Origin of the sequence: Flavobacterium sp., from assembly GCF_036759525.1 — a bacterium.
Classification (GTDB): domain Bacteria; phylum Bacteroidota; class Bacteroidia; order Flavobacteriales; family Flavobacteriaceae; genus Flavobacterium.
Window position 1 is genome coordinate 313,954 of sequence record NZ_DAIOUN010000002.1, and the last position, 14,859, is coordinate 328,812.

Below are 14,859 nucleotides of genomic sequence, written 5' to 3' on the forward strand. Positions count from 1 at the left end.
TTTTTTTTGATTTTAAAAATTAATCATGAATTTTGACAAACTCTCATCGGAAGGTAATTCAATCTTTTTTCTTAATCTGTAGCGATGCAATTCAACACCGCGATAAGAAATATTCATAAGCGGTGCAATTTCTTTGGAAGAAAGATTCATTCTCAGATAAATAGCTAGTTTGATATCTTTTGAAGTTAATTCAGTATAACTTTTTGTCAATTTCTGAACAAAATCTTCGTGACTTTGAATCAAATTCTTCTCAAAATTTTCCCATTCTCTTTGGTTGATCGCATTTGACTTTATGGTTTTTTTGATTTTATTCTTTAAGACATCTAAATTGGGTTCTGTATCCAATATTTTTTGAATCGATTCAATCATTTCTGATTGTTTGGCTATAGACAATGACTTTCCGGCAACCTCAGAAGCCTTAGATTGAACCTGCATTTCCAAAATATGTTTCTCATAATTTTGGATTTTTAATTTATTTTCAGCTTCCAGTTCGAGTTCTACAATTTGTCTATGGTGTTTGAGTTCCTCTTCTTTTAATTTGATTTTTTCCAAATATCTTATCTTATTCCATCTGTAATACAAAAACAAAATAGAACCAATAACGGTGCAATAAATAACAATCATCCAAAAGGACAAATACCAGGGTTTCATAACCTGAAACGAAAACTCTGCTGCTTTTTCGAATTTGTTCCCCGTTGTAAAAAACACTTCAACGGTATTGTTTCCGCTTTCCAAATGTGTCAATGTGATTTTTCCTTCAGCCAATGGAATGAGTTCACTTTGATTAACTTTATAAAACAATGTTGATTTTTTATTTCCAAAATATTCCGTAATAAAATGAACATCCACATTTTGATTGTTAGGTATTTTATCATTATTGGATAGAAGCTTTCCGTTAAAGTAAGCTTCAATTTCTACCTTTTGTTTGATAAAATCGTTTTTAGTAGATTCAAAACGTAAAAATCCATCATCTAAATTAATAAAGTAATAGTTGTCGAATTGAAAAACCTTGGTTTCATTATTTACGATTTTACCCTCATAATACCGTTTGGGAATTAATTTCCATGAAAATGCATTCTCATTTTGATTGATAATGTAAAGCAACCCTTCTTTTAAAATTGCAAAACTGTAATCATTTATAGGTATGATTTCTGAAATGTCCTTAAAGTTTTGAGTAAATAATTCATGAACTTTCAAAACATCTGAAACACCATCTAAATAATACCATTTTGAATTAATGTAGTACAAAACTTCATTCTTATATTTAAAAATCTTAATATCAAAATCATTAGTAATCTTGTTTTTTTTAGTTAAATCATCAAACGAAAGTAACTGATTATCTGAGTCATACCTGATTTTAAAGAGACCTCTATGACTGTTGGTTGCCACAATATCAAAAGCCCCCAATTGAACAAAATCTTTGATGGGTTGGTACACCGTGTTAAGTCGTTTGTGCTGCGAAAAATCACTTGGATTATCATAAAAAGCCAATCCAATGTAGTTAGATTGTATGTAGCGATCTTTAAATAAATCTTTCTTTAGTCGCCAACCTCCATTGAGCGGATTCACTTTTTCATAGGTCCTATTTTGAAATAAAAAAGTTCCGTCATTATGTCCAATAATATGAAAATCTTTAACTTTTTGAATATCCCAAACTTGTCCTTGCGATTTTGGAACTAATTTTAGTTTTTTATTTTCGTACTCAAAAACACCATGATTTGAACCTAATAAAAAACCGAATTCTGTAGAAGATATAGAATAAACCGAACCCAATTCGCCAGAATTATCAGAAAATATTCTAAATGGAGAATTAATTTCAACATGAGCAATTCCGTTATCTAACCCTAACCAAATATCTTTTTCTTTATCAACATTTATACTCAAAACCGAATTATTGGCCAAAGTATTGCTTCTATTGATATTGATGTATTCTTGTGTTTGAAAATCAACTATATACACTCCTTTTGAAGCTGTACCTATCACAAGTTTGTCTTTTTGTGTAAATCGTGCTGTGATGATTACTTCCGATTTTAATTTTTCATTCAAAGGATGACTCCATGGAATCAAACTTTGATTACGCTCTACAAAAACCCCATTTTTTTGAGTAAAAACAAATACGTTTCCTCCATTTGAATCTATAGCATGAATAATGGAATTGAAAACTAAATCCCACTGAGATTTCAATTCAAAAACGGTATCATTAAGTTCATATATTCCCTGATTTACACTTGCAACATACAACTTTGAATTAACCACAAAACAATATGAAATAAGATGCGGTGTTTTTATTTTACTGATTTTTTTTCCGTCATAAATATAAATTTCATTAAACGATTGAAAATAAATCTTAGAATTGAATTCAAAAATTTTCCAAATCTCTTCGCTCTTTGAAGAGTCTTGAAACAAAGGAGTCTTTTGTACTAATGAAAAATACTTCAAAACGCCGTTTTCTCTTTTCCAATATCCGAATTCGTTGTAAGAACCGGTATAAATTTTATCTTCATGAGCAAAAACAGATCGTATAATCGTTTTGTTAGGCAATGAATATCGTTCCCATTTCACTCCATTAAAACGCAATAAAAAATGATTATTGGCAAAATACATGGCGTTGTCATTTCCTTGTGCTAAACTCCAAACTTGATTATCGCCATTGTAATCTGATTTGGTGAAATTTTCGACAAAAGGAACTAACTCCTGAGCCTTTAACGAGTTAAAAGCCAAGAATAAAGAAATGAGAACGAACCCAAAATATTTTGAAATCATGAAGATTTAATTTAGTAAACAAAAAAGTGAATGTAAAAACATTCACTTCCAAATTTAGTTTATTTCAGTTTATCTTTCAAATTCAGCAAGAGTTTTGCAAATAATTGAAACACATTCCAAAAGTTCATCTTCAGTCATAACCAAAGGAGGAGCAAAACGAATGATATTACCGTGTGTGGGTTTGGCCAATAATCCGTTTTGGGCCAACTTCATACAGATATCCCAAGCTGTACTGCTTTCTTCGGTATCATTTATAACAATAGCATTAAGTAAACCTCTACCGCGAACCAATTGAACAATCGTACTATTTTGAATGTATTCATTCATTTTATCCCGAAATAATTTCCCCAATTTACGGGCATTTTGAGCTAACTTTTCTTCTTCTACAACTTGTAAAGCTGCGGTGGCTACTGCAGCAGCTAACGGATTTCCTCCAAAAGTAGAACCGTGTTGACCAGGCTTGATTACATTCATAATGGCATTATCAGCCAAAACTGCAGAGACCGGGTAAACTCCGCCGGAAATGGCTTTACCTAATATTAAAATATCTGGTTTAGCATAGGTAGACTCACTTCTTTCACAAGTAGCATCACAATTACATTGGCCACAAACTGCCAGTAGAGATCCCGTACGTGCAATTCCGGTTTGTATTTCATCTGCTATAAAAAGCACATTATAATCAGTACAAAGTTCTTTAATCTCTTTTAAATAGGTCTCACTTGGAGTATACACACCGGCTTCACCTTGAATTGGCTCTACCAATATACCTGCAATATTTTTATGAGCTTCCAAAACTTCTTTGAAAAGAGCTACGTTATCGTAAGGAATTTTGATAAATCCCTCCGTGTAAGGTCCAAAATTTTTCCTCGCATTTTCATCATTTGAAAAAGAAATAATGGTTGTAGTCCTACCGTGAAAATTATTTTCGCAAACTACAATTTGAGCTTGATGCTCCGGTATCCCTTTTTTCTCATAGGCCCATTTGCGACAAATTTTTATGGCTGTTTCCACTGCTTCTGCCCCAGTATTCATGGGTAAAACTTTATCAAATCCAAAATAAGAAGTGATATATTTTTCATAGGGCCCCAGTTGATCATTGTAAAAGGCTCTTGAAGTTAAGGTTAACTTTTGAGCTTGATTAACTAAAGCATTTATAATTTTAGGATGACAATGACCTTGATTTACCGCAGAATAAGCCGATAAAAAATCGAAATATTTTTTCCCTTCTACATCCCAAACATATACTCCATCCCCTTTGGATAATACTACGGGTAAGGGGTGGTAATTATGAGCTCCGAATTGATCTTCTAAATTGATAAAGTCATTTGAATTGATTTTTTCTAACGTTGGCATACTTTGATTTTTTGGTATAAGAATCTAAATTCCTTCTTAGGGAGAGAAATCATCCGTATTGCAAAAATAAATATTATTCTGTGAAATCGTTTGCGTAATGAGTTAAAAATAAAATGATAATAATCAGTTTCATAGGAGCAAAAAGTTAGTAATTTTACTTAAAATTTAAATTACCATGGCAGATTCAAGAAACTATTCATTGAAACAATTGACAAAAATTCAATTGAAAGTTGCCCGTCAAAACCGAACTATATTGTTTTTGTTTTCTGCGGTTTCATCCATATTACTAGTCCTTTTATTAAGAGATCCTTCCTTTACCCCTACACAGGACTATGTGCTATTTTTATTGTTTTTCTCCATAGGTTTATGGATAACCGAGGCTATACCTCCCTTTGCCGTTGGAATTCTCATTGTGGGTTTTTTGGTTTTTACTATGGGGCAAGAAAACACAATGGATGCCAAAAGGTATGTGCAAACATGGTCAGATGGTGTAATTTGGTTATTCCTTGGAGGTTTTTTTCTGGCAGAAGGGATGAAAAAAACCAAGTTAGACTTGCTCTTATTAAAATTTGCTGCACCCAAATTTGGGACTAAAGCCAAAAATATAATACTTGGTTTAATGCTCATTACCGCCATTATTTCAATGCTTATGAGCAATACAGCCACAACAGCGATGATGATTGCTACTGTTGCCCCCATTTTTACAATTCTAGGTAAAGATTCTAAAGTAGCCAAAGCTTTATTGTTAGGTATACCGGCTGCAGCTTCACTTGGAGGAATGGGTACCATCATTGGTTCGGCTCCAAATGCTATTGCCGTGGGAGCCCTTGAAGGAATTGGAATAAAAATTACTTTCATAGAATGGATGATTATTGGTATTCCAGTGGCTCTAATTCTGACGTTTCTGTTTTGGAAAATTCTTATTATCAAGTACAAGATTAGCCAAGAATCATTAACACTAAACTTTCTTCAGGAAGAAATTCCAAAGGAAGAGGGATTTGAAGAAGAAGAAAAAATTCGTAAAAATATTGTATTGGTAGTATTGATTACAACTTTAGCCCTTTGGCTTACATCGCAATGGACCAAAATTCCGGTATCTGCAGTTTCCGGAATTCCGATTGTGGCTTTAACCATGTTGGGAATTATTGATGCCGATGACGTTAGAGCTTTACCTTGGGACACACTCATGCTAGTGGCAGGCGGATTGGCTCTCGGTTTAGCCATTCAGGAACAAGGGCTTGCTACCTATTTTGTTTCCAATATCAGTTCTGTAGATATTCATTTTTACCTTTTGTTATTCCTATTCGCTTTAACAACGGTTACTTTATCAAATTTTATGAGCAATACCGCTGCAACAACCATATTAATACCTGTAGCCTTATCGCTCATGTCTATCACTCAAGGCGTAGATCCCATTGTTTTGCCAATGGTAATTGGACTCAGTGCTTCTTGTGCACTTTTACTTCCGGTTTCAACTCCGCCTAATGCCATAGCTTACAGCACGGGTTTTATAGAGCAATCGGAGTTTAGAATTGGTGGCCTTTTCATAGGGCTGGCCGGACCTATTTTAATCATTTGCTGGACATTATTATATTCTTACTTTTCATAACTTATAATTAGGATCTTAAATGCATAAAATAATTCAGATTGAACTTATTTTTTAGGTTTGAAAAACTTATTTTTGTCGCATGGGAAGATCAAATAAAGACAAAGTTATTTTTAAAGAAGTTGCTGTTTTAGATGCCGGAGCCAAAGGTGTTTCAGTGGCAAAAGCAGAAGATGGAAAAGTTATATTCATACCTAATGTAGTACCCGGTGATGTTGTGGATGTTCAAACTTTCAAAAAAAGAAAAGCATACTACGAAGGAAAAGCCATTCATTTTCATTCACTTTCCAAGGATCGTGTAGAACCCGTTTGTGATCATTTTGGGGTTTGTGGAGGATGCAAATGGCAAAACATGTCTTACGACAAACAACTTTTTTATAAAAATAAAGAGGTTTTAAATAATCTGAAACGCATCGGAAAAATTGATTTACCTGAATTCGAGCCCATTTTAGGATCTGAAAAGACGTTTTTTTACAGAAATAAAATGGAATTTTCCTTTTCAAATAAGAGATGGCTAACCGATAAAGAAATCCAATCTGATAATAACTTTTCAGATAAAAATGCATTAGGTTTTCATATCCCCAAAATGTGGGATAAAATTCTAGACATTTCCAAATGTCATCTGCAACAAGATCCTTCTAATGCCATTAGAAATGCTGTAAAGGAAAAAGCAGAAGCCGAGGATATTCCATTTTTTGATGTACGAAATCAAGAAGGTTTGCTACGAACACTAATGATTCGTACAAGTTCTACCGGAGAAATCATGGTATTAATTCAATTCTTCAAAGAACATAAAGAAAAACGCGAACTTTTACTGGATTTCCTCAAAGAACGTTTTCCAGAAATTACATCACTTTTGTATGTAATAAATTCAAAAGCAAACGATACCCTTTACGATCAAGACATTAAACTATATAGCGGTAGAGAATACATTATTGAAGAAATGGAAGGGCTTCAATTTTCAATTCAGGCCAAATCATTTTATCAAACCAATTCGGATCAAGCCTATGAATTGTATAAAATTACCCGAGAATTTGCCGGATTAAGCGGAAACGAACTGGTGTATGACTTGTACACCGGAACCGGAACAATTGCTCTATTTGTTTCAAAATGGGCTGAAAAAGTTATTGGTGTCGAATCAGTTCCTGAAGCCATTAAGGATGCAAAGGCCAATGCAAAACGAAACAACATAACCAATTGCGAATTCTTTGTAGGTGACATGAAAGAGGTTTTAAATGACCACTTTATTCAAAAACACGGTCTACCGGATGTAGTTATTACCGATCCCCCTCGAGATGGCATGCATGCCCAAGTCATTGCTCAAATCCTTAAAATTGCTCCCAAAAAAATGGTGTATGTAAGTTGTAATTCGGCTACACAAGCTCGAGATTTAGCTTTATTAGACAGTATGTATAAAGTAACTCGGGTAAGACCCGTAGATATGTTTCCGCAAACACATCATGTTGAAAATGTTGTACTTTTAGAAAAAAAATAAATGAAAATTGTTCACAAATTAATATTGCTACTTTGGTTTTTGGTTGGTTGTGAGAAGGACGACATCTGTACTGAAGACACTCCCACTACTCCCCGATTAATTATCGAATTTTATGACAGTATTAATACCTCTGTCAAAAAAAATGTGGCCAATTTAAAAGTCCAAGGATTAGGAGCTCAAACCGAGTTAAATTTTAATTTAGTTGACCAAATTGAAATCCCACTTAAAACAACCGACAATTCCGCGGAATTTTCCTTTATCATTAACTCCATATCCAATTCAAATCTTACCAATCAAGATAACATACGTTTTAATTATACTCGAAACGACATCTATATTTCAAGAGCTTGCGGTTTTAAAACCAACTTTGATCTTAATTTAGGAAATGGTGTAGAACAAAGCAATCCCGTTGGAGATACCGAATTTTGGATTGATCAAATTGAAATTGTAAAAACTAAAATTGAAACTGAAAATGAAGTACACATCAAAATGTATTTTTAATCTGAGTGTATTTTTGTTCTTTTCATTCATTGTAAAAGCCCAAGAACAAAGTCAAGACACAACTCCTGTGAAAACAGAACGATATGGTATTCGAATGGGTGTAGACGCTTTTAGGTTGGGCAGAACCACATTTGACAAGAATTACAAGGGTTTGGAGCTAGTGGCCGATTACAGATTAACCAAAAATTACTATCTGGCCGGTGAAATTGGAAATGAAAACTATACCAAAAACGACGATCGAATTAACTTTACAACCAAAGGTTCGTATTTTAAAATAGGGTTTGATTATAATTTATACGAAAATTGGTTAGATATGGAAAATACGGTTTACATCGGATTGCGATATGGTGTAAGCACGATGAGCCAAACTGTAAATTCGTATAGAGTATACAACACCAATCCCTACTTTGGTGAGGCACCTGTTACGGTATCTGGCGAAAAATTTGATGGTTTAAGTGCTCAATGGGCAGAGGTCGTTTTGGGTATGAAAGCCGAATTATTTTCGAATTTATATGCCGGTTTTAGTGTTCGTTTCAACCGATTGTTTTCTAACCAAAAACCTGTAGAATTTGATAATTTATATATTCCGGGATTTAATCGAACATACAACGGAAACTTTGGTGTAGGTTTCAATTATACCATAACCTACTTTGTACCTATCTACAAGAAAAAAATGGCTAAGGTTAAATCAAAAAAAGAATAATCAATTTACTTCTTTAATTTCTTTAAAAAAAATAGACTTCATCATGATTTTAGAGCCTTCATTAGATGAAACCACCTGAAATTTTGGAGCTAAAAGCAAAGTTGCCAAAAAGGATAAGAATGCAGGCCAAAAACCTTCAAGCTCAGTAAAATAAGAAATCCCCAATCGAAAAGGAATAAAAACAATCGAAAAAGAAATTAACTGGTATATAAAAGTCTTTGCTTTTTTATTCATTTCAAATTTTTTTCAAAAATACAAAAAACACACCTGAATAGGGAATAATTGTTTTTTTAGTTTTTCATTTGAAGTTTTATGCTATTTTTACATTTTAAGCCCATAAAATGCAACGCTAAAAAATCCTTACAATGAGGTATAAAAGTTTAAACCAAAAAAGTGATAAAGTATCTTTTCAAGATGCTGTTACACTGGGATTAGCTCCAGATAAAGGACTTTATTTTCCGGAAGAAATCAATCCGTTAGATGAAAATTTTTTGGCTAATATTGAAAATCTTACTGATGTTGAAATTGCATTAGAAGTTTTAAAACCATTCATTTGTCCCGATATTCCCGAAAACAAATTAAAAGAAATCCTTTCTGAAACACTCAATTTTGAATTCCCTATTGTACATCTTTCAGATAATTGTGCTACACAAGAATTATTTCATGGTCCAACACTAGCTTTTAAAGATGTTGGTGCTCGATTTATGGCTCGATGTATCGCCTATTTCAATGTAGGTTATAACTCCAAAAAAAACCTTGTATTGGTTGCGACTTCCGGAGATACAGGTGGAGCTGTTGCAAATGGTTTCTATAAGGTTCCCAATGTAAAAGTTGTGATTCTCTATCCCAAAGGAAAAGTTAGTGAAATTCAAAAAAAGCAACTCACAACCCTTAAAAATAATATTACAGCACTTGAAGTAGATGGCGTATTTGATGATTGCCAAGACCTAGTTAAAACTGCTTTTTTAGACTCTGATTTAAAAAATCTAAATTTAACATCGGCCAATTCTATTAATATTGCAAGATGGCTTCCCCAAATGATTTATTATTTTCTAGCCTTCAAGCAACTTAAACATTTGAACAAACCTTTATTTATCTCAGTTCCGAGTGGAAACTTTGGAAATATTTGTGCCGGAATTGTTGCTCAAAAAATGGGCTTACCTATTCAAAAGTTTATTGCAGCTACCAATGAAAATGATACCGTTTTGCAATTTTTAAAATCGGGGGAATACATCCCAAAAACTTCTGTTGCTACACTATCAAATGCAATGGATGTGGGCAATCCCAGTAACTTTATTCGAGTACAAGAACTTTTTGAATACGATATAAATAAGATGAAAGAGAAATTTTCATCCTACTCCTATTCAGACAACGAAACCATTCATGCCCTAAAAGAAATATATGAAAAATACAACTACATAGCCGACCCTCATGGAGCAGTAGGTTACTTGGGCTTACAAGAAGAACTCAAAAAACATCCCGAAGCTTTTGGATTATTTATGGAAACAGCTCACCCGGTAAAGTTTTTGGAAACTGTAGAAAACCATTTAAATATTTCTATTCCATTACCTGAAAACATTAGACAACTTCAAGAAATGGAATCCTATTTTTTCCCTGTAAAAACCTACAGCGAGGTTAAGAAGTTTTTAATCAATCTGGAATAATAGTGAATAAACCCAAATCAAAATATTTTTTATATTTGAATGATGAAAAGTAAATCAAACATAATAACTTTTGTTTTTATAATAAGCTCCCTCTTTTTAGCCATATTGGTACATCTCATTCTTAAAGGAACTTTTCAGGACAATTTTAGAGGATTCATAACTTTTCACTTCATAAAAGATGTATTGTTTATTATCATGGCCGGATTTCTAATTCGCTTTGTGATAACCAAAAACGATAAAAAAAACATCTCTATACTAGAACAACTTCAATCTATTAATAGCGAAATTAAAGATTCTAATGAACGCTACGATATTGTTGCAAAAGCTACCAGTGATACGATTTGGGACTGGAAAATTCAAGACGATAAATTTGTTTGGAATAAAGGAATAGAAAACGTTTTTGGCTATAAAAAAGAAGAAGTAGGCTCAACATCCAGTTGGTGGTTTGACAGAATTCATCCCGAAGATAGTTTAAAAATGTCGGTAAAACTTTATTCGTTTTTGGAACAAAAAACCGAAAGATGGCAAGATGAATACCGTTTTAAATGTGCTGATGGCACTTACAAATATGTTTTTGACAGGGGTTTTCTTGTAAAAGATCAAGATGGCAAAGCGGTAAGGATGATTGGAGCCATACAAGATGTAACCAAACAAAAAGAGGAAGAACAACGCCTAAAATTATTAGAAACCGTAATTACTCAAACAAAAGATGCTGTAGTTATTACCGATACAAATACCTCAGAAAATCCAATTCCAAACATCATTTTTGTCAATGAAGCTTTCACCAAAATGACTGGATACAAACCTAAAGAAGTTATTGGTAAATCTCCGATAATGTTTAAAGGTGAAAAATCGGATGAAAATGAATTCAAAAAATTAGCTCTTGCCATTCAAAATTATAACGAATGTGTTGTTGAAACCATTAGTTACAAAAAAAACAAACAGGAATATTGGGTTAATTTTTCAATGATTCCCGTAACCAATAAAGAAGGTGAGCATTCACACTGGATATCCATCCAAAGAGATGTGACCAAAGAAAAAAATCAAGAACGTGAAAGAGAACAATTAATTAGAGAACTAACACAAAACAATAAAGATTTAAAGCAATTTTCTTACATTACTTCTCACAACTTTAGAGCTCCACTTTCTAATTTAACCGGACTTCTCAATCTTTTAGAAGATGTGCCTATAGAAAATGAAGAATTACAAGAAATTCTAAATGGTTTTAAAAGGTCTACCTTATTATTGAACGAGACTATAGACGATTTGGTAAAAGTCGTTATCATCAAAGATAATCCTTCTATTCAAAAAGAAAATGTAGTTATAAAAGAAGTCTTTGAAAACGTATTTTTTCAATTAAACAATCAAATTAGCCTTCATAAACCTACAATAAAATTTGAAATTGATGACCATTTGGCCCTGCACATAAACAAAGCCTATTTGGAAAGTATCATTCTAAACTTAATGTCAAATGCCATTAAATATAGAGCCTTAAATAAAACACCAAAAATAAATATCAAAGCCACTACTAAAGATAATTTCGTAATTTTGACCATCAAAGATAATGGTATAGGAATAGATTTAGATAAAAACAAAGAAAAGATCTTCGGACTATACCAGCGTTTTCACAACTATCCTGATAGTAAAGGATTAGGTTTGTATTTGGTTAAATCTCAAGTAGAAGCCATGAACGGTACTATAGAGGTTGAAAGCCAAGTAAACAAAGGAACACAATTTACACTAACATTCAATTTGGAAAAATGATCAAAACAATACTATGTATAGACGACGACCCCATTACATTAATGTTATGTAAAAAGGTAATAACGAAGGTTTCTTTTAGTGAAGAAATAATTTTTGCCAGCAATGGTCAAGAAGCCTACGAACTTTTAAAAAAATTATGTCTAGATAAAGATTTAGGCAATGTACCAAATCTAATTTTCTTGGATTTAAACATGCCTGTAATGAATGGATGGGAATTCTTGGATAGCATTGAATCGGACTTAAAAAACAATTTAAAGGACACCAAAGTAATTATCCTTTCTTCTACAATTGATCCTTCCGATTACAACAAAGCCAAACAATATGAAATGGTATCCCATTTTTTATCCAAACCCATTACAGTTGACATGCTGGAAAATTTAAAACCCATATACTCCTAAATAAAAAAACTCTCCAAAAATGGAGAGTTTTTTTATATCTGAAGTGATCGTATTATAATTTAGCAACGTGCTTTGTTAACTTTGATTTTAAGTTTGAAGCTTTGTTATCGTGAATGATATTTTTCTTCGCTAATTTATCAATCATAGAGATTACAGCAGACAACTTTGCAGCAGCATCTGATTTCTCAGTAGTTAAACGCAAAGCCTTTACAGCATTACGTGTAGTTTTATGTTGGTATCTGTTTAATACTCTTTTCTTTTCGTTACTTCTGATTCTCTTTAAAGCTGACTTGTGATTTGCCATTTTTTTAAAAATAAATGTTTCTATTAATTTTTTGTAGTCCGTAGGGGAATCGAACCCCTGTTACCAGGATGAAAACCTGGCGTCCTAACCCCTAGACGAACGGACCTTAGTTCCTTCTAGTTTCTGCGATTTTAAACTTACGCGAACTTTGTAGCCCGTAAGGGAATCGAACCCTTCTTACCAGGATGAAAACCTGGCGTCCTAACCGATAGACGAACGGGCCTGTTGTCAATTGCGAGTGCAAAAATACAACTATTTTTTATACTCGCAATAGTTAGAAAATATTTTTTTGTTTTTTTTTTAATAGGCCTTTGCAAAAAGTACTCTTCCTACGGAGGGTTTGCCACTAAACATACACACACCCACCTCATTTGCTCTATCCAAAGGGATACAGCGAATTGTAGCTTTGGTAAGTTCTTTGATTTTTTCTTCTGTTTCTGCTGTACCATCCCAATGAGCAGCAAAAAATCCACCTTTGGTATCCAAAAGAGTTTTAAATTCTTCAAAGGAATTTACTTCGGTTATGTGAGAATCTCTGTAAGCCAAGGCTTTTTCAAACAAATTTCTTTGAATCTCTTCCAATAAATTAGCGACATAAGAAACTACATCAGTTTTGGAAACGGTCTCTTTTGATAGCGTATCTCTTCTTGCCACTTCATAAGTTCCATTTTCCAAATCATTAGGTCCAATTGCCAAACGAACGGGCACTCCTTTTAATTCGTATTCGTTAAACTTAAATCCGGGTTTGTGAGTGGTTCTGTTGTCATACTTAACCGAAATACCAACTTTTCGAAGTTCAAACATCAATTTTTCAACTTCTAATGAAATAGCTTCTAATTGTTCTTCTGTTTTGTAAATGGGCACAATTACCACTTGAATTGGTGCCAAATTTGGTGGAAGAACCAATCCATTATCATCAGAATGTGTCATAACTAAAGCCCCCATTAAACGCGTAGAAACCCCCCATGAAGTTCCCCATACATATTCTTGTTTTCCCTCTTGATTGGCAAATTTAACTTCGAAAGCCTTAGCAAAATTTTGTCCCAGAAAATGTGACGTTCCCGCTTGTAATGCTTTACCATCTTGCATAAGAGCTTCTATACAGTACGTTTCAATAGCCCCGGCAAATCGCTCAGATTCTGTTTTGACACCTTTTACTACAGGAATTGCCATAAAATTCTCAGCAAAATGAGCATAAACATTCATCATTTTAACAGATTCTTCTATGGCTTCTCTTTCGGTAGCGTGAGCCGTATGCCCTTCTTGCCATAAAAACTCGGCAGTTCTTAAAAAGAGTCGTGTTCTCATCTCCCATCTTACAACATTGGCCCATTGGTTTATTAGTAATGGTAAATCACGATACGATTGTACCCAATTTTTGTATGTACTCCAAATTATCGCTTCACTTGTAGGCCTAACTATCAATTCTTCTTCCAGTTTGGCATTAGGATCCACCATTAATTTACCTTTGTGATCGGGATCATTTTTTAGTCTGTAATGGGTAACAATTGCACATTCTTTTGCAAAACCTTCTGCATTTTTTTCCTCAGCTTCAAACATACTTTTAGGAACAAAAAGTGGAAAATAGGCATTTGAATGTCCCGTTTCTTTAAACATTTTGTCTAACTGGGCCTGCATCTTTTCCCATATAGCATAACCGTAGGGCTTGATAACCATACATCCTCTAACACCCGAATTCTCAGCCAGATCGGCTTTAACTACCAATTCATTGTACCATTTTGAATAATCTTCTGCTCTCTTTGTAAGGTTTTTGCTCATTTTGAATAATTTGGCATAAAAATTGTTTAACTAATTTTAACTAAATAGTTCGGCAAAACTAACTATTTTTGTATTAACCACAATAAAAATGCTACGATTATGAAAACTAATTACTCACTTCAAGACATAAATTCTTCTTCCTTATTTGTTGTTCTTATGGGTTTTTTGATGGTTTCTTGCGGATCTTATCAAAATGTTTCTTATTACGATAGTGATGGAATTTATGGAGGATCCAATACTCAAAGAAATCAACCCAATGCACAAGCTACAAATAATTCGGGACTTGCTTATCAAGAATACTTCAGATCCAGACAAGTAAATGCTCAGGATGAAGTTTTTACTGATGTAGAAAATTATTCATCTGTACAAGTTAATGACTCTATATATCATTCTATATCAAATCCTGCTTGGGGCTCAAATCCTTCTTCTGTTTCCGTAACTGTTATAGACAACTCATGGGGCTGGAATAATTGGTATGGTCCCGGTTGGGGTTGGGGCTGGAACAATTGGTATGGTCCCGGATGGGGCT

At 33.4% G+C, this 14,859-nt stretch carries 12 protein-coding genes, 2 tRNA genes and 1 pseudogene; 8 read left to right on the forward strand and 7 right to left on the reverse strand.

All coding sequences use genetic code 11. From position 1 onward, the window contains the following. Positions 1–12: 12 nt before the first annotated feature. Together V7M80_RS03155 and rocD are read right to left on the reverse strand one after the other, a co-directional pair. Positions 13–2,763 (reverse strand): histidine kinase, encoded by a 2,751-nt coding sequence (locus V7M80_RS03155; RefSeq protein WP_333693982.1) that lies wholly within the window; start codon positions 2,761–2,763, stop codon positions 13–15. 69 nt (positions 2,764–2,832) lie between these two features. Beyond that, positions 2,833–4,116: an ornithine--oxo-acid transaminase gene (gene rocD, locus V7M80_RS03160; RefSeq protein WP_333693983.1), complete on the reverse strand. Its 1,284-nt coding sequence runs from the start codon at positions 4,114–4,116 to the stop codon at positions 2,833–2,835. Positions 4,117–4,291: 175 nt separating this feature from the next. On the opposite strand from rocD, the gene V7M80_RS03165 reads away from it, so the two are divergent. The 4 genes from V7M80_RS03165 (at position 4,292) to V7M80_RS03180 (ending at position 8,421) form a co-directional block, all read left to right on the forward strand. Beyond that, a complete protein-coding gene (locus V7M80_RS03165) occupies positions 4,292–5,725 on the forward strand; it encodes an SLC13 family permease (RefSeq protein WP_333693985.1) in 1,434 nt (477 codons plus the stop codon). A 79-nt stretch (positions 5,726–5,804) separates the two neighbouring features. Continuing rightward, the gene (gene rlmD / locus V7M80_RS03170; protein ID WP_333693987.1) at positions 5,805–7,217 is read left to right on the forward strand and encodes a 23S rRNA (uracil(1939)-C(5))-methyltransferase RlmD; all 1,413 of its coding nucleotides are present in this window, start codon (positions 5,805–5,807) and stop codon (positions 7,215–7,217) included. Then, the gene (locus V7M80_RS03175; RefSeq protein WP_333693988.1) at positions 7,218–7,718 is read left to right on the forward strand and encodes a DUF6452 family protein; all 501 of its coding nucleotides are present in this window, start codon (positions 7,218–7,220) and stop codon (positions 7,716–7,718) included. After that, positions 7,690–8,421, forward strand: a complete 732-nt coding sequence (locus V7M80_RS03180) for a DUF6048 family protein (RefSeq protein WP_333693990.1) — start codon at positions 7,690–7,692, stop codon at positions 8,419–8,421. The genes V7M80_RS03175 and V7M80_RS03180 overlap by 29 nt, the downstream gene beginning before the upstream one ends. Here the strand turns inward: V7M80_RS03180 and V7M80_RS03185 are convergent, their stop codons facing one another. Next, complete coding sequence (locus V7M80_RS03185; RefSeq protein ID WP_333693992.1) at positions 8,422–8,655, reverse strand: hypothetical protein; 234 nt, start codon at positions 8,653–8,655, stop codon at positions 8,422–8,424. A 131-nt stretch (positions 8,656–8,786) separates the two neighbouring features. Here V7M80_RS03185 and thrC point away from each other — a divergent pair, with 131 nt between their 5' ends. From thrC to V7M80_RS03200, 3 genes are read left to right on the forward strand one after another with little or no spacing between them, the layout of a single operon-like run. Beyond that, positions 8,787–10,085 (forward strand): threonine synthase, encoded by a 1,299-nt coding sequence (gene thrC, locus V7M80_RS03190; RefSeq protein WP_333693994.1) that lies wholly within the window; start codon positions 8,787–8,789, stop codon positions 10,083–10,085. Positions 10,086–10,127: 42 nt separating this feature from the next. Continuing rightward, positions 10,128–11,849 carry a PAS domain-containing sensor histidine kinase gene (locus V7M80_RS03195; RefSeq protein WP_333693996.1) on the forward strand — a complete coding sequence of 574 codons (1,722 nt, stop codon included), beginning with the start codon at positions 10,128–10,130 and terminating at the stop codon, positions 11,847–11,849. Continuing rightward, on the forward strand, positions 11,846–12,247 hold the full coding sequence (locus tag V7M80_RS03200) for a response regulator (RefSeq protein WP_333693997.1): 402 nt from the start codon (positions 11,846–11,848) through the stop codon (positions 12,245–12,247). The genes V7M80_RS03195 and V7M80_RS03200 overlap by 4 nt, the downstream gene beginning before the upstream one ends. A gap of 52 nt (positions 12,248–12,299) precedes the next feature. On the opposite strand, the gene rpsT is transcribed toward V7M80_RS03200, so the two are convergent. The 4 genes from rpsT to proS form a co-directional block, all read right to left on the reverse strand. Further along, entirely contained in the window at positions 12,300–12,551 is a 252-nt protein-coding gene (gene rpsT, locus V7M80_RS03205) for a 30S ribosomal protein S20 (protein WP_333693998.1), read from the reverse strand. Positions 12,552–12,585: 34 nt separating this feature from the next. Further along, positions 12,586–12,657 (reverse strand) — tRNA-Glu (locus V7M80_RS03210). 45 nt (positions 12,658–12,702) lie between these two features. After that, positions 12,703–12,774: transfer RNA gene (locus tag V7M80_RS03215), tRNA-Glu, on the reverse strand. A 77-nt stretch (positions 12,775–12,851) separates the two neighbouring features. Continuing rightward, positions 12,852–14,330, reverse strand: coding sequence for a proline--tRNA ligase (gene proS / locus V7M80_RS03220; RefSeq protein WP_333694000.1), 1,479 nt, complete (start codon positions 14,328–14,330; stop codon positions 12,852–12,854). Positions 14,331–14,429: 99 nt separating this feature from the next. Between proS and V7M80_RS03225 the strand changes: the two are divergent. Further along, a pseudogene (locus tag V7M80_RS03225) lies at positions 14,430–14,859 on the forward strand (hypothetical protein); the annotation flags it as partial.